The 17,275-nt window shown below is 68.6% G+C and carries 13 protein-coding genes and 1 pseudogene; 5 read left to right on the top strand and 9 right to left on the bottom strand.

What is annotated here, in order from left to right:
* Positions 1-5: 5 nt before the first annotated feature.
* Positions 6-1,613 carry a malate:quinone oxidoreductase gene (locus ACUTAF_RS03690; protein WP_445578702.1) on the bottom strand — a complete coding sequence of 536 codons (1,608 nt, stop codon included), beginning with the start codon at positions 1,611-1,613 and terminating at the stop codon, positions 6-8.
* Between the two features lie 412 nt (positions 1,614-2,025).
* Between ACUTAF_RS03690 and ubiM the strand changes: the two genes are divergently transcribed.
* Positions 2,026-3,198: a 5-demethoxyubiquinol-8 5-hydroxylase UbiM gene (gene ubiM / locus ACUTAF_RS03685; protein WP_445578701.1), complete on the top strand. Its 1,173-nt coding sequence runs from the start codon at positions 2,026-2,028 to the stop codon at positions 3,196-3,198.
* 8 nt (positions 3,199-3,206) lie between these two features.
* Here ubiM and ACUTAF_RS03680 read toward each other — a convergent pair whose 3' ends face one another.
* Both ACUTAF_RS03680 and ACUTAF_RS03675 read right to left on the bottom strand, forming a co-directional pair.
* Positions 3,207-3,860 carry a TIGR04211 family SH3 domain-containing protein gene (locus ACUTAF_RS03680; RefSeq protein WP_445578700.1) on the bottom strand — a complete coding sequence of 218 codons (654 nt, stop codon included), beginning with the start codon at positions 3,858-3,860 and terminating at the stop codon, positions 3,207-3,209.
* A gap of 233 nt (positions 3,861-4,093) precedes the next feature.
* Positions 4,094-4,492, bottom strand: a complete 399-nt coding sequence (locus tag ACUTAF_RS03675) for a hypothetical protein (protein ID WP_445578699.1) — start codon at positions 4,490-4,492, stop codon at positions 4,094-4,096.
* 142 nt (positions 4,493-4,634) lie between these two features.
* Here ACUTAF_RS03675 and ACUTAF_RS03670 point away from each other — a divergent pair, with 142 nt between their 5' ends.
* Positions 4,635-5,312: a DUF4197 domain-containing protein gene (locus ACUTAF_RS03670; protein ID WP_445578698.1), complete on the top strand. Its 678-nt coding sequence runs from the start codon at positions 4,635-4,637 to the stop codon at positions 5,310-5,312.
* Between the two features lie 177 nt (positions 5,313-5,489).
* Here the strand turns inward: ACUTAF_RS03670 and ACUTAF_RS03665 are convergent, their stop codons facing one another.
* The 4 genes and pseudogenes from ACUTAF_RS03665 to acs form a co-directional block, all read right to left on the bottom strand.
* Complete coding sequence (locus ACUTAF_RS03665) at positions 5,490-6,359, bottom strand: methyl-accepting chemotaxis protein (RefSeq protein ID WP_445582396.1); 870 nt, start codon at positions 6,357-6,359, stop codon at positions 5,490-5,492.
* Positions 6,351-6,557, bottom strand: a pseudogene (locus ACUTAF_RS03660) (HAMP domain-containing protein); the annotation flags it as partial. The gene ACUTAF_RS03665 and the pseudogene ACUTAF_RS03660, both read right to left, overlap by 9 nt.
* 995 nt (positions 6,558-7,552) lie before the next feature.
* The gene (locus ACUTAF_RS03655; protein ID WP_445578697.1) at positions 7,553-8,332 is read right to left on the bottom strand and encodes an EAL domain-containing protein; all 780 of its coding nucleotides are present in this window, start codon (positions 8,330-8,332) and stop codon (positions 7,553-7,555) included.
* 221 nt (positions 8,333-8,553) lie between these two features.
* Positions 8,554-10,515, bottom strand: coding sequence for an acetate--CoA ligase (acs, locus tag ACUTAF_RS03650; RefSeq protein WP_445578696.1), 1,962 nt, complete (start codon positions 10,513-10,515; stop codon positions 8,554-8,556).
* Positions 10,516-11,098: 583 nt separating this feature from the next.
* On the opposite strand from acs, the gene ACUTAF_RS03645 reads away from it, so the two are divergent.
* Together ACUTAF_RS03645 and ACUTAF_RS03640 are read left to right on the top strand one after the other, a co-directional pair.
* Positions 11,099-11,659, top strand: a complete 561-nt coding sequence (locus ACUTAF_RS03645) for a nucleoside deaminase (RefSeq protein ID WP_445578695.1) — start codon at positions 11,099-11,101, stop codon at positions 11,657-11,659.
* A gap of 255 nt (positions 11,660-11,914) precedes the next feature.
* Positions 11,915-13,129 carry a DUF3422 domain-containing protein gene (locus tag ACUTAF_RS03640; RefSeq protein WP_445578694.1) on the top strand — a complete coding sequence of 405 codons (1,215 nt, stop codon included), beginning with the start codon at positions 11,915-11,917 and terminating at the stop codon, positions 13,127-13,129.
* 60 nt (positions 13,130-13,189) lie between these two features.
* Here the strand turns inward: ACUTAF_RS03640 and ACUTAF_RS03635 are convergent, their stop codons facing one another.
* Both ACUTAF_RS03635 and ACUTAF_RS03630 read right to left on the bottom strand, forming a co-directional pair.
* Positions 13,190-14,893 carry an amidase gene (locus ACUTAF_RS03635; RefSeq protein WP_445578693.1) on the bottom strand — a complete coding sequence of 568 codons (1,704 nt, stop codon included), beginning with the start codon at positions 14,891-14,893 and terminating at the stop codon, positions 13,190-13,192.
* 174 nt (positions 14,894-15,067) lie between these two features.
* Positions 15,068-15,931: a helix-turn-helix domain-containing protein gene (locus ACUTAF_RS03630; protein ID WP_445582395.1), complete on the bottom strand. Its 864-nt coding sequence runs from the start codon at positions 15,929-15,931 to the stop codon at positions 15,068-15,070.
* Between the two features lie 112 nt (positions 15,932-16,043).
* Here ACUTAF_RS03630 and pobA point away from each other — a divergent pair, with 112 nt between their 5' ends.
* Positions 16,044-17,228, top strand: coding sequence for a 4-hydroxybenzoate 3-monooxygenase (gene pobA / locus ACUTAF_RS03625; protein WP_445578692.1), 1,185 nt, complete (start codon positions 16,044-16,046; stop codon positions 17,226-17,228).
* Positions 17,229-17,275: the final 47 nt, after the last annotated feature.

The raw sequence follows: 17,275 nt of genomic DNA, 5'->3' as shown, positions 1-17,275 counted from the left end.
AGGCCCTACAGGCTCACCGCAGCCGGCTCGGGCTCTGCGGCCAGTTGCACGTCAGGCGCCACTTCGATGTGCTGCAGCCCGAGGCGCTCGCTGCTCCACTGGCGCACGTGGTTGGTCAGCGCCAGGTCGTCGTTCAGCTGCTGCCCGTAGGAGGGGATGATCTGCTTCAGGCGCGCCTGCCACGCGGGGCTGGCGACCTTGTCGGCGAAGGCCTTCTCGATCAGCTGCAGCATGATCGGCGCGGCAGTCGAAGCACCCGGCGAGGCGCCGAGCAGCGCGCCGAGGCTGCCGTCGGCGGAAGTCACCACTTCGGTGCCGAACTGCAGTACGCCGCCCTTCTCGGCGTCCTGCTTGATGATCTGCACGCGCTGGCCGGCCTGGATCAGCTCCCAGTCGGCATCCCGCGCCTCGGGCAAATACTCGCGCAGCGAATCCATGCGGTCTTCCTGGCTGAGCATCAGCTGGCCGATCAGGTAGGTGCTCAGCGGGATGTTGTCCATGCCGGCATTGGCCAGCGGCAGGAAGTTGTCGCTGGTCATGCTGCCGAACAGGTCGAGCAGCGAGCCATGTTTAAGGAACTTGGTGGAGAAGGTGGCGAAGGGGCCGAACAGCAGCACGGTCTCGTCGCCGATCACCCGGGTGTCCAGGTGCGGCACCGACATCGGCGGCGAGCCGACCGAGGCCTTGCCGTACACCTTGGCCTGGTGCCGGGCGACGATCTCGGGGTTGCGCGTCATCAGGAACTGGCCGCCGACCGGGAAGCCGGCGTAGCCCTTGGCCTCGTCGATGCCGGATCGCTGCAGCAGTTCGAGCGCGCCGCCACCGGCGCCGATGAACACGAAGCGCGCCCTGACGCGGCGCTCGGCGCCGCCCCGGGCCAGGTCGGCCACGGTCACGCTCCAGCTGCCGTCCTCGTTGCGCTGCAGGTCGCGCACCTCGTGCTCCAGGTGCAGGCGAGCCTGGTCCTTGCCGATCAGCGAATCGACCAGCTGGCGGGTGATCTCGCCGAAGTTGACGTCGGTGCCGATCGCCATGCGGGTGGCGGCCACCGGCTGCGCCTGGTCGCGGCCCTGCATGACCAGCGGCGCCCACTGGGCGATCTGCGCCGGGTCCTCGCTGAACTCCATGCCGCGGAACAGGTTGCTGTGCTCGAGCGCGGCATGGCGCTTGCGCAGGAATTCGATGTTGTCCTCGCCCCAGACGAAGCTCATGTGCGGGGTGTTGTTGATGAAGCTGTGCGGCCGGTTCAGCACCTCGCGATCGACCTGGTGGGCCCAGAACTGCTTGGAGATCTCGAAGGCCTCGTTGATCGCCACCGCTTTGCCGATGTCGATGCCGCCGTCCGCGCTCTCGGGGGTGTAGTTCAGCTCGCAGAACGCCGAGTGGCCGGTGCCGGCGTTGTTCCAGGCGTTGGAGCTCTCGCCGGCGACGCGGTCGAGGCGCTCGTAGATCTCGATGCTCCAGTCCGGCTCCAGCTCGTTGAGGTAGGTGCCGAGGGTGGCGCTCATCACGCCGGCGCCGATCAGCAGCACGTCGACGCTTGATTCGGGCTCCTGGGGTTTGGAACAAGCGACCATGCCGAGGCACAGCAGCGTCAGGAGGATTTTCTTCATGGGACAGTCCAGTTGCAGATGAGGCGTGGCACACGGCGGGCCGTGCGCGCAAGGTTTCACCGGGCGGCCGGGGGGACCGCGCGGCGGGCGATGACCGCGACGATGCGGAGGGGGCGGCGGGTGCTGCGGCCTCTTGGCGGGCCGGTCCCGGACACGTCGCCCGCTGGAGCAATATGCGTGCCGGCTGAAAGGATTCAGCCGAGGTGCGGGCCTTGCCGCGCACGACAGGCGCACCGAGTTGGCGAGTTCTCGCCAAAGTGGCGCAATGCGCGCGGTGGCGATGGCGGGATTCCGCCCCGGCCGCGGTTATGCCCTCAGCCATGACCCGGGACAATGTTTGCCAGCGCGCCCGCCCCTAGACTCGCTCCCCGCCCTGCGGGCAATCGCCTGAGTCCATACGGAGAACAGCAGCATGACCTTCGACGTCGTCATCATCGGCGCGGGCCCGGCGGGCCTGTGCCTGGCCCGCGCCCTGGCCGGGCACGGCCTGTCCATCGCCGTGCTGGAGCGCCAGGCCGAGCCGGCGCTGGCCGAGCCGGCCTTCGACGGCCGCGAGATCGCCCTCACCCACGCCTCGCAGGCGCAGCTCGAACGCCTCGGCCTGTGGGCGCGCCTGCCGGCCGAGGACATCGCCGTGCTGCGCGACGCCCAGGTGTTCAACGGCCCCTCGCTGTTCGCCCTGCAGATTCGCGCCGAACAGGCCGGCGCCGAGCGCCTCGGCCACCTGGTCGCCAACCAGGCCATCCGTCGCGCCGCCTGGCAGGCCGTGGGCGAATGCGCCGATGTGGCGCTGCGCTGCGATTCGGCGCTGAGCGCCATCCGCCAGCGCGACGACGGCGTCGAACTCGAGCTGCAAAACGGTGAGCGCCTGCAAGCTCGCCTGCTGGTCGCCGCCGACAGCCGCTTCTCGGAAACCCGCCGCCAGCTCGGCATCGGCGCGCAGCTCAAGGACTTCGGCAAGACCATGCTGGTGTGCCGCATGGAGCACGAGCGCGACCACCAGCAGGTGGCCTGGGAATGGTTCGGCTACGGCCAGACGCTCGCCCTGCTGCCGCTGAACGGTCGGCAGTCGTCGGTGGTGCTGACCCTGCCGCCACGGCAGATCGAACGCCTGCAGGGGCTCGACGAGACGGCCTTCGCCCGGGAGATGGAACGGCGCTTCGAGCGCCGCCTCGGCGCCATGCGGCTGGTCAGCAGCCGCCACGCCTATCCGCTGGTCGGCGCCTACGCGCGGCGCATGGTCGGCAGCCGCTGCGCGCTGATCGGCGACGCCGCCGTGGGCATGCATCCGGTCACCGCCCACGGCTTCAACTTCGGCCTGGGCAGCGTGCAGCGGCTGAGCGAGCTGGTGCTCGCCGCCCGCGGCAGGGGTCGGGATATCGGCGCCGCCGGGCTGCTGGCCCGCTATGAACGCCAGCAGCGCCTGGCCACCTGGCCGCTGTACCAAGCCACCAACCTGCTGGTGGAGCTTTACACCGACGACCGCCTGCCCGTGCGCCTGCTGCGCGGCGCCGGCCTGCGCCTGGCGCAGGGCCTGCTACCGCTGCGACAGGGCATCGCCCGTCAGCTGATCGCGCGAAGCTGAGGCCCGGCTCAGATCCACTGGTCGTTGCGCTTGCGCCGCACCCGCAGCATGGTCGGCAGGATCAGGCCCAGCAGCAGGCCGGCGCCGGCGATGCCGCCGCCGTAGACCATGTAGCGCATCAGCACCTGCTGCTGTTCCTCGCCCAGTTGCGCCTGGGCCTCGCGCAACTGCGCGCGGGTGGTGGTCAGCTCGGCGTCCAGCGCGCCGCGCGCGGTCTGCAGCTCGGCGATCAACTTCTTGCGGGCGTCCAGGGTTTCCTGCATGCCCTGCACACGGGTCTTCCAGGTCTCGTCGATGCCCTCGAGCTCGGCGGAGAGCTCGGCCACCCGCTGTTCCAGCTGCGGCAGGCGCTCGGCCTGGCCGGGCACCTCCTGCAGGTCGCGGCTGGGAATCCACACGGCATTGCCATTCTCCGCGCGCACCTGGCTGTAGTCGCCCTGGGTGCGCAGCAACTGCACCTTCTGCCCGGACGTCAGGGAGCCGACGATGCGGTAGCCGTCGGTGGGCCCGCTGCGTACGTAGGTGTTCAGGCTGTCGCTGACCCAGCGGGCTTCCTCGGCCTGGGCCGAGACGCCCGGCAGCAGGCCGCCGAGCAGGCAGGCCGCCAGGGCAAGGGGCTGGAAAGGAGCAGAGGTGGTACGGCGATGACGTGTTGGGGACATGGGGCGATCTTCACGTGGCGATGGGAACAGCACCCGACGACCGGGTACGACGACAGGTCGGTCGCGCGCAAAGACGCGGGCTGGAGCGCGACGGGGAAGCGGGCGACGACGGGGGTCGGCGTCCAGACGGCAAGCGGCCGTACGCACTTCCCCGGCGGACCGACAGGAGACAGACCCGAGGAGGCCGCATGAGTTCACTGCCGGCGGCGAGTGCGGGACGGGTGGCGCCGGTGTCAGCAGTCGCGGAACAGATCGTGGGCGTCGAGCAGGCGCCAGGCGATTTCCGGACGCCGCTCCAGAGCGCGGCGGATCGCAGCCGGAATCGCCTGACGAGTCTTGCGGCACAGGCCGATCTGCGGCTCCAGGCGGATGGCGATGCCACGCATGCTGCGCACCTCGCCATGCCCCGGGGCGATATGCATGCGGATGCCCAGTTGCTCGAACAGGCGCTGCTGCAGGCGCTCGAGGTCGGCCAGGCTGTCGATCCGCTCCAGGCGCTCGAGCAGACGCTGCTCCTCCTGGCGGGTGAGCAGCAGGATCCGCGTGTCGGCGCCAGGCGCTTCCAGCAGTTCGCGCTGGCAGTCGCAGGCGCCCGGCGGGCAGGGATGACGAAGCGGCGGCAGGGAGGTCATGGCCTGCGATCATAGCGAGTCGTCGCCCCGCTTGCCCACCGGGCGGATGCCGCCGGCGATGACCGGCGGCCGCGCCGCGTTGAGCGGCCCGGCACGCACCGTTAAGCTGCGCCTATTCCCTCCCCGCACAAGGACGCCCAGCATGCTTCGCCTCACCACTCTCGCCACCGGCCTGCTGCTCTCGGCCAGCGCCTTCGCCCTGTCGCTCGCCGACCTGACCCAGCAGGACGCCAGCGCCGGTCTCAAGGACGCCCTGATCCAGGGCACCCAGGTCGCGGTCAAGCAGCTCGGCGCCCCCGGCGGCTTCAGCGACAACCCGGACGTGCGCATCGAACTGCCGGGCAAGCTCGGCAAGGCCGCCAAGACCATGAAGATGATGGGCATGGGCGCCCAGGTGGAGCAGCTCGAGGCGAGCATGAACCAGGCCGCCGAGGCCGCGGTGCCGCAGGCCCAGGCGCTGTTGATCGAGGCGGTGAAGAAGATGACCCTGAGCGATGCCAAGGCCATCCTCGCCGGCCCGCAGGACGCTGCCACCCGGTACCTGGACCAGAGCAGCCGCGAGCAGATCCGCGCCAGGTTCCTGCCCATCGTCAAGCAGGCCACCGACCAAGTCGGCCTGGCCCAGCAGTACAACGCCTTCGCCAGCCAGGCCGCGGCCTTCGGCGTGGTCGATGGCAAGCACAGCAGCGCGGAAGGCTACGTCACCGAACAGGCGCTCAACGGCCTGTTCGAGATGATCGGCCAGCAGGAGGCGAGCATCCGCCAGAACCCGGCCGGCGCCGCCACCAGCCTGGCCAAGAAGGTGTTCGGCGCGCTCTGAGCCCCGCGGCCGCGCACCACCGTCGGCCGCGTAGGATGCGCCAACCATGAACGCCTGTGGGAGGAGCTGGGCGGCGTTCCGCTTTAGCCGCGATGCTTTTAACGCCTTCAAGTTCGCTCGCGGCTAATGCCCCTCCCACCGATCAAGGCAAGCGACAGATCATTCGTGTCGCGCACCCTAGCGTCCCAGATTGAAGTGACGCACCTGACCCTGCAGGTGCTCGGCCAGTTGCGCCAGGCTGTGGCTGGCCGCGCTGACCTCGTCGGAGCCCTCGGCGTTGCTGCTGGCCAGGTCGCGGATGCGTTCGATGCGTTGGCTGATGTCATGGGCCACCGCCGCCTGTTCCTCGGCGGCACTGGCGATCTGCACCGCCATCTCGCTGATCACCCGGTTGGCGTGGGTGATGCTCTCCAGCGCCAGGCCGGCCTCGTCGGCCTGGCGCGCGCCCGTCTCGGCCTGGCTGCGGCTCTGGCTCATCACCGCCACCGCCTGCTGTGCGCCCTCCTGCAGCCGTTCGATCATGCCCTGGATCTCCCGTGTGGAATCCTGGGTGCGCTTGGCCAGGCTGCGCACCTCGTCGGCCACCACGGCGAAGCCGCGGCCCTGCTCGCCGGCCCGCGCCGCCTCGATGGCGGCGTTGAGCGCCAGCAGGTTGGTCTGGTCGGCGATGGCGCGGATCACGTCGAGGATGCCGCCAATGTTGGCGGTGTTGCCGGCCAGCGCCTGCACCACCTCGGCGGCCTCGCCGATCTCGCCGGACAGCGACTGAATGGTCTGCACCATCTGCCCCACCACCTGACGGCCGTTGCCGGCGGCCTGGTCGGCCTGCTGCGCCGCTTCGGCGGTCTGCGCCGAGCTGCGCGCCACCTCCTGCACGGTCGCCGCCATCTCGGTGATGGCGGTGGCCACCTCCACGGTATGCAGCTCCTGCTGCTTGATATTGTCCAGGGTCGCGCCGGTGGTGCTGGTCAGCTGCGCCGCGGAGACGCTGAGCTGATTGCTCGAATGCACCACGTTGCTGACGATCTCGCGCAGCTTGCCGACCATCTGCCCGAACGACTGCGACAGCACACCGAACTCGCCGGAGCTGCGCGCATCGAGCTGGGTGACGAGGTCGCCGTCGGCCACCCGGCTGGCTTCGGCCGACAGGCGCAGCAGGGCGCCGCTGACCCGGCGACGGATGGCGAAGATGCCCAGCACGGCGATCAGGATCAGTAGCAGGACCGTCAGGCTGACGGCGACCATGTAGCGCTGGCCGATGGCGTGGAGCTCATCCACCTCGCCGCCGGTACGCCGGTCCAGCAACACGAAGAAGTCGTCCACCGGGCGCATGATCTTGGCCTTCTCGCGGTGGTAGTCGGGGCTGTGCATCAGCTGGCCGGCCAGCGCCAGGTCCGGCTCGCCGCGCACGCTGTACTGGCCCTGGGCGTCGCGATACAGGCCCAGCGCGGCATTCATCGCCTGGGTCTCGATCTGCACCAGGGCATCGGAGTTGGCCTGGGCCTCGGCCAGCTTGGCCAGCTCGGCCTCGCTGAACCCCTGGCGGCGCATCAGCTCCAGCAGCGCCACGGCCGTCCCGTCGGCGTGGCCGGGATCCTGCCCGGCGACCAAAAAGTCCAGATGCGGTCGCTGGGCCTCCTGCGGCCGCGGGCGTTCGCCGTTGCGGATGGCGATCACCTGCCAGTACAGCTTCTCGTAGAGCGGATCGCCGGTGACCGCCAGCGTGCGGGCCATGCGCGTCAGGTCATCGGAGCTCTGGCGCAGCTCGTCGGCCAGCAGGTAGGACTGGTAGCGGCTCTCCTGGCTGTCGCCGAGCCGCTGCTGGTTCTGTACCAGCAGCACCACCAGCAGACAAAGCAGGGCGGTGCAGAGGATGATCGCGCTGAAGATCAGGGAAAACAGGCGCTGAATGGACATCGGGGCTCTCCTGCAGCGAGACGCCGTCCCTGACCACCGATTACAGAGGCGCGTATCGACGGGATACCCCGGGCGATCCTTCGCGTGTCCGTCACCTGTGGGCGCGGCTACTGGCGTTCCATGCTGTCTCAAGTCTGCGCACCGATATGGCGCACAGTGCCGAGATAATTGACCATCCGTTCAATCATGGCAACTGGCCAATAAGGCTTTATTGGGCTGCCAGTGGCGCTCGTGGGGATGGCGGGCCCCGCCCAGACGAAGCTCGGGACTCTGAGCCACGCCACGAGAAGACGCCTTGCAGCGCTGCGACCGACCGGGGGTGCTCAGTACCGGCTGAGCTCGCCGAGCTGGGGGCGAGAAAACAGGTAGCCCTGCATGTAGCGGATCCCCAGCTCGACCAGCGCATCGCGTTCGCCCGCGCTCTCGATGCCTTCGGCGATGATGCGAATGCCCAGGCGCTGGGCGACCAGCACGATGCCGGCGACTATCGCCTGGCGCACCGGGTCCTGATCGATGCCCCGGGTCAGCGCCATATCCAGCTTGAGCACGTGCGGCTGAAATTCGGCCAGCAGATTGAGCCCGGAGTAGCCGGCGCCAAAATCGTCGATGGCCGTGGTGAAACCCTGCCGCCCGTACTCGGCGAAGATCCGCTTGAGGTGCGCGGTATCGTGGATCTGCTCGCCCTCCGTCACCTCGAACATCAGCCGCTCGCGGGGAAAGTCGAAGCGCTCGGCCGCCTCGAGGGTGGCGCGGATGCAGGTCTCCGGGCGGTATACCGCGTTGGGCAGGAAGTTGATGCTCAGCAGGCAGTCGGGAATCTCGTGCAAACCGAGAGCGGCGGCCTGCTCGATGGCCTTGACTCGGCACGCCTGGTCGAAACGATAGCGATTGCTGTCGTTGACCCGCCCGAGGATTTCCCCGGCCGATTCGCCGTTGCAGCCACGCACCAGCGCCTCGTAGGCGAAGGGCCGGCGCTGCTCGACATCGACAATCAACTGGAAGGCCATGGTGAAATCGAACCCAAGCGCCTCGGGGTTGCGGCACTCGGCACAGCCGACCGAGCGAAATGGCTGGGGGAAGATGCTTTGGCTGGAATCATTCATAGGCAGATCCTGGTAGGACGATGACAACGGTATAGCTGCCGCACTTGCCGGCTGGCCCATCTGGCGTGCCGGTCAGGGCGAAACGGTGTCAGCTTAGTCCCGGAGGCGCAAGCCGCGGCGCGGGGAAAACACCAGGCACGCCGGCTGGCGGCAGGCGTCGCCCAAGCAAAAAGCCCCGCCGGGCTTGTGGCCGGGCGGGGCTTCGCGTTTACCGTTGCCGGTCAGGCGCAGGCGGCTTGCATCTGCCGATGCGTGTCGATGAGGTGCTGCACCACGCCAGGATCGGCCAGCGTGGAGATGTCGCCGAGGGAATCGTATTCGGCGGTGGCGATCTTGCGCAGGATACGGCGCATGATCTTGCCCGAGCGAGTCTTCGGCAGGCCCGGCGCCCACTGGATCACGTCCGGCGTGGCGATCGGGCCGATTTCCTTGCGCACCCAGTTACGCAGTTCCTGGCGCAGTTGTTCGCTGGCCTCCTCGCCGGCGTTGAGGGTGACGTAGACGTAGATGCCCTGGCCCTTGATGTCGTGCGGCACACCGACCACCGCGGCCTCGGCCACTTTCGGATGGGCGACCATGGCACTTTCCACCTCGGCGGTACCCATGCGGTGCCCGGAGACGTTAAGCACGTCATCGACGCGGCCGGTGATCCACCAGTAGCCGTCCTCATCGCGGCGTGCGCCGTCGCCGGTGAAGTACATGCCCTTGAAGGTCTTGAAGTAGGTGTCGACGAAGCGGTCGTGGTCGCCGAACAGGGTGCGCGCCTGGCCCGGCCAGGAATCGATGATCACCAGGTTGCCTTCGGCCGGCCCTTCGATGATGTTGCCGAGGTTGTCCACCAGCGCCGGCTGCACGCCGAAGAACGGCCGCGCGGCGGAGCCCGGCTTCATCGCGTGGGCGCCCGGCAGCGGGGTCATCAGGCAGGCGCCGGTCTCGGTCTGCCACCAGGTGTCGACGATCGGGCAACGACTCTGGCCGACGTTCTCGTAGTACCACTGCCAGGCTTCCGGGTTGATCGGCTCACCGACCGAACCGAGCAGACGCAGGCTGGAGCCATCGGCGCCTTCGACCGCGGCCTTGCCCTCGGCCATCATGGCGCGGATGGCGGTCGGTGCGGTGTAGAGGATGTTGACCTTGTGCTTGTCGACGATCTTGGCCACGCGGGTGACGTCCGGGTAGTTCGGCACGCCTTCGAACATCAGGGTGGTGGCGCCGTTGGCCAGCGGCCCGTAGACCAGGTAGCTGTGGCCGGTGACCCAGCCGATGTCGGCGGTGCACCAGAACACCTCGCCCGGACGGTAGTCGAACACCCGCTCGTGAGTCAGCGAGGCATACACCAGGTAACCGCCGGTGGTGTGCAGCACGCCCTTGGGCTTGCCGGTGCTGCCGGAGGTGTAGAGGATGAACAGCGCTTCCTCGGCGCCCATCTCCTTCGGTGCGCAGACGCTGCCGGCGACCTTCATCAGGTCCTCGTACCAGATGTCGCGATGCTGGTTCCACTTGATCTCGGCCCCGGTGCGCTGAACCACGATGACCTTCTGCACGCTGTGGGTTTCCGGATTGGTCAGCGCATCGTCGACGTTGCTCTTCAGCGGCACCTTCTTGCCAGCGCGCACGCCTTCGTCGGCGGTGATCACCACCTTCGACTGGCAGTCGATGATGCGTCCGGCCAGCGCCTCGGGAGAGAAGCCGCCGAACACCACCGAGTGGATCGCGCCGATGCGCGCACAGGCCAGCATGGCCACCACGGCTTCGGGGATCATCGGCATGTAGATAGTCACCACGTCGCCGCGATGCACGTCCTGGCCGCGCAGGGCATTGGCGAACTTGCACACCTGTTCGTGCAGCTCGCGATAGGTGATCTCGCGATGCTCGGACGGATCGTCGCCTTCCCAGATGATCGCGATCTGCTCGCCGCGCTCTTCCAGGTGGCGGTCCAGGCAGTTGTAGGAGACGTTCAGGGTGCCATCGGCATACCACTTGATGTCGACATGGTGGTCGTCGAAGGAGGTCTGCTTGACCTTGGTGTAGGGCTTGATCCAGTCGATGCGCTTGCCCTGTTCGCGCCAGAAACCCTCCGGGTTGACCACCGACTGTTGGTACATGGCCTTGTAGGTGGCCTCATCGGTCAGGGTCCTGGCGGCCGCTTCCGGACTCACGGGATAAATAGACGCAGCACTCATGGATATACCTCGATGGCGAGTTGTTTTTTTATGCTGCCTTTTGTATCCCCCGACCCTTCGTGTGGCCATTCGACCATGGTCTTACCGCTGTTAGACCATGGTCTCGAGCACGGCTCCGGGAGCTGCAGAGGTGGCTGCGAACCCGCGCCGCAGAGCCAGCTGGAACGGCTCGGGCGCGAGCCGGGGCAGCCCTGCCCCAGCCTGGCGACCGGCCGACGAAGTGCAATGACGGGCTACCCGCCTTGGCGGACGACGGCCCCGGCATCCTCGGCGCCGCCACCCGAGCAGCTGGATTGGCCCGCAGGCAAAGAATCGCCGGGAGCGATTTCTGACCACGCTCCGCGACGGCCCGCCGGGTGGCCGCCAGGGCTGCCAGGCAAAAAAAAGGGCGACCATCAGGTCGCCCGCCCATTCAAGACATTCCGCGAGCGGAATGTGGAAACGCTTGCACCCAGACCACGCAGGATCGGGACGGGTGCAGTTTCGCCGTCCTCGCCCCATGCGCCTATTGCACCATGGTCGTAGGGCGGCGCCGGCGGCGCGAGAAGCCATACTGTCTCTCGACCCACCAAGGAGGGCCGCGATGAAGCCCGAGCACCTCGCCCTGCTGCAACAGGCGCCAGCGCGCCGCCGCGCCGACGACACCTGGGCCAGGCTGTGCTGCGAGCAAGCGCTGCTGGCGCTGGAGGAAGGCTGTTACGCCGTCGGCGCGCTGCTGGTCGACGCGGCCGGGGAGCTGCTGTGCAGCGCCCGCAACCAGGTGTTCGCCGGGCGCTACGACAGCGCCGCGCACGCCGAGATGCAGCTGCTCGATCGCCTGGAGGCCGAGCATGCGCAGCTCGATCGCGGCGGTCTGACCCTCTATGTCAGCCTCGAGCCCTGCCTGATGTGCCATGGCCGCATCCTGCTCGCCGGCATCCGCCGCGTGCGCTACCTGGCGCGCGACCGCGACGGCGGCTTCGCCGCACACCCGCCTCGCCTGCCGCCGGCCTGGGCGAACCTGGCGACGCGCCTGGCGGTGGCCCAGGCCGAGGCCGATCGCTACTGGATCGAGCTGGCCGAGCAGGCGGTCGACCGCCTGCAGGATCGAGGCGCATTGCGCGATCGGGTCGTCGCGGCCTGGCGCGGCGACCAGGGCGACTGACGCGGGCGCTCATGCGCCTGCGACCCAGCCGCCCTGCCCTCGGCTCGCCGCGAGCGCCGATGCGCCGCCGACACCCGGAGGCGCCAGCGGTGTGCCGTCGCGCGATGATCCAGCGTCCGTCCAGATAGCGGCGGCCGGCCTGCGCCGGGCGCGCCGCACGCACCGCCGACGCCCGGCGCCACCGCCCGGGGCATCGGCCTCCAGCGACTCCTCCAACCTGTCCCGGGTCCAAGTTCAGTGAAAACCAGCCAGACGATGCATCCCCTGCGCAGCGAGCTGCACGACGAACTGCATGCGCGCCCCTCGATCTATTTCAACGAGCCGGCCCACGTCTATCACCTGACGCTGCTCGAGCACGGCGAGGCGCTGGACCGGCTCGTCGAGGCGCTCGACCAGCGCAGCCCCGCAGCCCTGCAGGGGCTGATCAGCCTGGACGGTTGTTCGACCAAGTGGGAGCGGCACACGGAATTCCTGACCATCACCATGGTGGTGCCCAAGCGCGCCCATGCGGAGTTCTGGCCGCCGCTGCCGGAGAGCCTCGCCGCGCTGATCGAGGGGCACGAGGACCTGTTGATCGAGTGCTCGCAGATGCTGGTGGAATCGGCCGAGGAATGGGAAGGCAGCACCGCCCGCTACGGTTTCAAGGACCCCAGCGGCTCGCAGGTCGGCGCCGGTGACGCGGTGATCTGGAGCGACTTTCGCCTGAGCACCGACGGGGTCAACCGCATCCTGCTGGTCAACCACAACCTCAACGCCTACCGCCTGGGGCGCATGGTCCGCCGCCTGCTGGAGATCGAGACCTACCGCATGATGGCCTCGCTCACCCTGCCGGTGGCCAAGGACCTGGCCCGGGTGCTGAAGGACTACGAGCGCGAGCTGACCGAGCTGTCCGACCAGAACGCCCACTCCAGCAGCGACGCCCGCCAGTTGCTGAAGAGCATCTCCGACCTCTCGGCGCGCATCGTCCGCCAGGCCGCCCGGACCCGCCAGCGCTTCAGCGCCACCGAGGCCTATGCGCAGATCGTCTTCGAGCGCATCGCCGAGCTGCGCGAGAGCCACGTGCAGGGACACCAGCGCCTGGGCGTGTTCATCGAACGGCGCTTCCGCCCGACGGTGCGCTACTGCTCGGCCACCCAGCAGCGCCTGGAGCGGGTCAACGAGAGCGTGGCCAACCTCGGCGAGCTGCTGCAGACCCGCGTGCAGGTCGAGGTCGAGGAGCAGAACGGCGCCATCCTGCACAGCCTCGAAGAACGCGCCAGCACCCAGATCAAGATCCAGAAGGCGGTCGAGGGGCTGTCGATCATCGCCATCAGCTACTACCTGCTGAGCCTGTTCAAGCTGCTCTACGAGGGCGCGCGCAGCATGGGGCTGGAGCTCTCGCCGCGCGAGGCGAGTCTCTACGCCGCGCCGCTGGTGGCGCTGATCCTCGCCACCATCATCCGCCGCATCAGCAAGGCGCGCCGCGAGTAGCGCAGATCAGGCCTTGAATGCTCCGGCAGGGGCAATGCCGGTGCCGGCCCCGGCGCCGGTTCATCCCAGCGGCGGCGTGCGCGGCGGCACCAGGCGCTTGCTGCCGGTGGACTCATAAGCCGAGGCCAGGCGCAGCAGGCTGGAGTCGTCGTAGGCGCGGCCGGCGAAGGTCAGGCCCACCGGCATGCCGATATCCGCCATCACGCCCATCGGCACGGTGACGGTCGGCACGCCCAGGTGACGGATCGCCAGATTGCCGTTGGCCACCCACACGCCGTTGCTCCAGGCGATGTCCGCGGAGGCGGGATTCACATCGGCGTCGGCCGGGCCCACGTCGGCCACGGTGGGGAACAGCACGGCGTCCAGGCCGAGCCCGTCCATCCAGTCCTCCAGATCCAGCTTGCGGGTCTGCTCCAGGCCACGCAGGCCATCGGGCAGGGTCGCGATCTGGTCCCAGTTCTTCAGGCCGCGCTTGGCCATGTTGACGTACTCGTCCATGCCGGCGGCCAGGTCGCCCTCGCGGTTCGGCAGCGTGCCGGGGTCGTGGGGGAAGATCTGCGGGCCGTCGACGTCCGCCAGCCTGTTCAGCCTGGGATCGCCGTTGGCACGCAGGAAGTCGTCGAAAGCCCAGCCCGACAGCTCCCACAGCTCGTCATGGAGAAACTCCGGGGTGACGATGCCGCGGTTGAACACGGTCGGCGCGCCCGGGCGGTCGCCCTCGCAGTTGGACACCAGCGGGAAGTCCACTTCCACCACCTCGGCGCCCGCCGCTTCCAGTGCCTGGCGTGCGGCTTCCCACAGGGCGATCACCGAGGCGCGGGTGTGGATGCGCTGGCCGGTCGGGCCGCCGATGCCGGGCCTTTCGCTGGTGCCAGCGGCTTCGTCTTTGTTGATAAACATGCGCGGCACGCCGAGGCGCTTGCCCTTGAGGGCGTCGGCCTTCGCGGCCAGCTCCAGGTAGGACACAGGGCGCACCGCGGAGGCCTTGGGGATCGGCACCCAGGGCTGCAGACGCCAGAGGTCGCCGCGGGTGTCGGCATCGTCGGCCACCACCACATCGAGCACCTCGAGCAGGTCGGCCATGCTCCGCGCATAGGGCACCACCACGTCCATGGTCGGGGTCAGCGGCCAGTTGCCGCGCACCGAGATCACTCCGCGCGACGGCGTATAGGCGCACAGGCCGTTGTTCGAGGCCGGGCCGCGGCCGCTGGACCAGGTCTCCTCGGCCAGGCCGAAGGCGGCGAAACTGGCGGCGGTGGCGGTGCCGGCGCCGTTGGACGAGCCGGAGGCGAACGGCGCGGTCAGGTAGGCGGCGTTGTACGGGCTCTCGGCACGGCCGTAGACACCGCGCTGCATGCCACCATTGGCCATCGGCGGCATATTGGTCTTGCCCAGGCAGATGGCGCCGGCGGCGCGCAGGCGCTCGACGGTGAAGGCGTCGCGCTGCGCCACCAGGTCCTTGAACGCCGGGCTGCCGGAGGCGGCGGTGAGGCCCTTGACCAGGTAGCTGTCCTTGGCCGTGTAGGGAATGCCGTCGAGCGGGCCGAGGGTCTCGCCACGGGCGCGGCGGGCGTCGGAAGCCTCAGCTTCCTTGAGGGCATCGGGATTGCGCACCACCACGGCATTGAGCCGGGTGGCGGTGTTCGGGCCATCGTAGGCATCGATGCGCGCCAGGTAGGCCTGCACCAGCTCGACCGCCGTGGTGCGGCCGGACTCCAGCGCGGCGCGCAGTTCGGCAATGGAAACTTCGGTTACCTCGATCATGCTGTCGTCACTCGCTGATGGCGGGGCGCGCCGGCTGCCGGCGCCCCGGTGGAACGGTACCTCGTCGGCGGCGCGCTCCGCAGGGAGCGGCTTATGCCGCGAAGATCTGCGCTCGATGATACATCCCGCCGGCCAGCCACTGCAGTCGTGACGAGACACCGCGTCCAGCGCCGTTCAACGCTGGCTGCGAAAGTCCTTGGGCGAGATACCCGTCCAGCGCCTGAAGGCGCGGGAGAAATAAGCCGCCTCGGAGAAGCCGAGGCTGTCGGCGACCTGGGCGATGGTCATCGAGGTGTAGACCAGGTTGCGCTTGGCCTCGAGCAGCAGGCGCTGGTGGAGCAGCTGCAAGCCCGACTGCCCGGCCAGGCGCCGGCACAGGCTGTTGAGGTGCGCCACGCTCAGCCCCAGTTGCGAGGCGTACCAGTCCAGCGGGCGATGCTCGCGGTAGTGCTGCTCGACCAGCGCCTGGAAGCGCCGCAGATGAGTACGACCGCGATCGCTGAGCTGCGCCTGGGCCCGCTCGTCGGCCAGCGCCTGGCGCGCCAGCCAAACCAGCAGCGCGCTGATCAGCGACTGCAGCATCAGCTCGCGCCCCGGCTCGTGCCGGCCGTACTCGCGCGCCAGGGTCTCGAACAATACGTCCAGGCGCCCGCGATGATCGTCGGCCGGATAGCAGGCGGCGCGGCTCAACGGCTGCTGCTCCAGCGCCGCACCGAGGTGCTCGACCAGCGGCTGCGCCAGGGTCAGCACATGGCCCTGGATATCCTCGGAAAAGCGAAAGGCGTGCACGCACAGCGCCGGCACCAGTTGCACCGCCGAGCGCTCGAGCACCCGCCGTTGGCCGTCGATCTCCACCTCGGCGTGGCCGCTCTGGATATACAGCACCTGCAGCAGATCGCTGTGCAGATGGGCGCGGATTTCCCAGCCGTGCAGGCGGCTGCGCTCGGCGATCGATTCGCAATGGATCAGGTCCGGCGTCGGCCATGCCCGCTCCTCGCCGTAGAGTTTGAACACCGGAATCTGGCCAGGCATGGAAATCCTCGAAAAGTCCAACTAATGCAGCAGATATTGCCTTCAAGCAGCGCGCAGGTACATAAAAAATACAGGTTCAGCCGCCTTGCACGGGGCAGCCACAACCAGGACAACAACAATGAAAACCCAAGTCGCCATCATCGGCGCCGGCCCTTCCGGCCTGCTGCTCGGCCAGCTGCTGCACAAGGCCGGTATCGACAACGTGATCATCGAACGCCAGAGCCCGGACTACGTGCTCGGCCGCATCCGCGCCGGCGTGCTCGAACAGGGCATGGTCGACCTGCTGCGCGAGGCCGGTGTCGCCCAGCGGATGGACCGCGAAGGGCTGGTCCACGACGGCTTCGAGCTGGCCTTCGACGGCCGCCTGGAACGCATCGACCTGCGCGCGCTGACCGGCGGCAAGACCGTCATGGTCTATGGACAGACCGAGGTCACCCGCGACCTGATGGACGCCCGCGCGGCCAGCGGCGCGCCCTGTTTCTACGAGGCCAGCGAGGTCGAGCTGCACGAACTCAAGGGCGAGCGGCCGTATGTCACCTTCACCCACGAAGGCCAACGCATTCGCCTGGACTGCCAGCAGATCGCCGGCTGCGACGGCTTCCATGGCGTGTCGCGCAAGTCCATCCCGGCCGGCGTGCTCAGCGAGTTCGAGCGGGTCTACCCGTTCGGCTGGCTCGGCGTGCTGGCCGATACGCCGCCGGTCCACGACGAGCTGATCTACGCCAACCACGAGCGCGGCTTCGCCCTGTGCAGCATGCGCTCGCCGACGCGCACCCGCTATTACGTGCAGGTCGGGGCCGAGGAGAAGGTCGAGGACTGGTCGGACGAGCGTTTCTGGGACGAACTCAAGCGCCGTCTGCCCGAGCAGACCGCCGCCAGGCTGGTGACCGGACCGTCGATCGAGAAGAGCATCGCGCCGCTGCGCAGCTTCGTGGTCGAGCCGATGCAATACGGCCACCTGTTCCTGGTCGGCGACGCCGCGCATATCGTCCCGCCGACCGGTGCCAAGGGCCTGAATCTGGCGGCCAGCGACGTCAGCACGCTGTATCGGATCCTGCGCAAGGTGCATGGCGAAGGCCGCACGGAGCTGCTGGAGAAATACTCGGAAATCTGCCTGCGCCGTATCTGGAAGGCCGAGCGCTTCTCCTGGTGGATGACCTCGATGCTGCACCGCTTCCCCGGCACCGATGCCTTCAGCCAGCGCATGCAGCAGACCGAGCTGGACTACTACGTCGGCTCCGAGGCCGGGCGCCGCACCATCGCCGAGAACTACGTCGGCCTGCCTTACGAGGCGATTGAATAAGGGTGTAGCCCCTGCGCAGCGATGCGCGGAGGCCGGCTTGCCCACAG

Source organism: Pseudomonas sp. SP16.1 (genome assembly GCF_052682975.1).
The sequence above is the reverse complement of the archived record's forward strand: the minus strand, read 5'-3'. Positions and strand labels throughout refer to the sequence as shown.

Excerpts from the sequence above, each read along its gene's own strand:
- ACUTAF_RS03690 (WP_445578702.1), bottom strand. The coding sequence starts at position 1,613 with ATGAAGAAAATCCTCCTGACGCTGCTGTGCCTCGGCATGGTCGCTTGT.
- ubiM (WP_445578701.1), top strand. The coding sequence starts at position 2,026 with ATGACCTTCGACGTCGTCATCATCGGCGCGGGCCCGGCGGGCCTGTGC.
- ACUTAF_RS03680 (WP_445578700.1), bottom strand. The coding sequence starts at position 3,860 with ATGTCCCCAACACGTCATCGCCGTACCACCTCTGCTCCTTTCCAGCCC.
- ACUTAF_RS03675 (WP_445578699.1), bottom strand. The coding sequence starts at position 4,492 with ATGACCTCCCTGCCGCCGCTTCGTCATCCCTGCCCGCCGGGCGCCTGC.
- ACUTAF_RS03670 (WP_445578698.1), top strand. The coding sequence starts at position 4,635 with ATGCTTCGCCTCACCACTCTCGCCACCGGCCTGCTGCTCTCGGCCAGC.
- ACUTAF_RS03665 (WP_445582396.1), bottom strand. The coding sequence starts at position 6,359 with ATGGTCGGCAAGCTGCGCGAGATCGTCAGCAACGTGGTGCATTCGAGC.
- ACUTAF_RS03655 (WP_445578697.1), bottom strand. The coding sequence starts at position 8,332 with ATGAATGATTCCAGCCAAAGCATCTTCCCCCAGCCATTTCGCTCGGTC.
- acs (WP_445578696.1), bottom strand. The coding sequence starts at position 10,515 with ATGAGTGCTGCGTCTATTTATCCCGTGAGTCCGGAAGCGGCCGCCAGG.
- ACUTAF_RS03645 (WP_445578695.1), top strand. The coding sequence starts at position 11,099 with ATGAAGCCCGAGCACCTCGCCCTGCTGCAACAGGCGCCAGCGCGCCGC.
- ACUTAF_RS03640 (WP_445578694.1), top strand. The coding sequence starts at position 11,915 with ATGCATCCCCTGCGCAGCGAGCTGCACGACGAACTGCATGCGCGCCCC.
- ACUTAF_RS03635 (WP_445578693.1), bottom strand. The coding sequence starts at position 14,893 with ATGATCGAGGTAACCGAAGTTTCCATTGCCGAACTGCGCGCCGCGCTG.
- pobA (WP_445578692.1), top strand. The coding sequence starts at position 16,044 with ATGAAAACCCAAGTCGCCATCATCGGCGCCGGCCCTTCCGGCCTGCTG.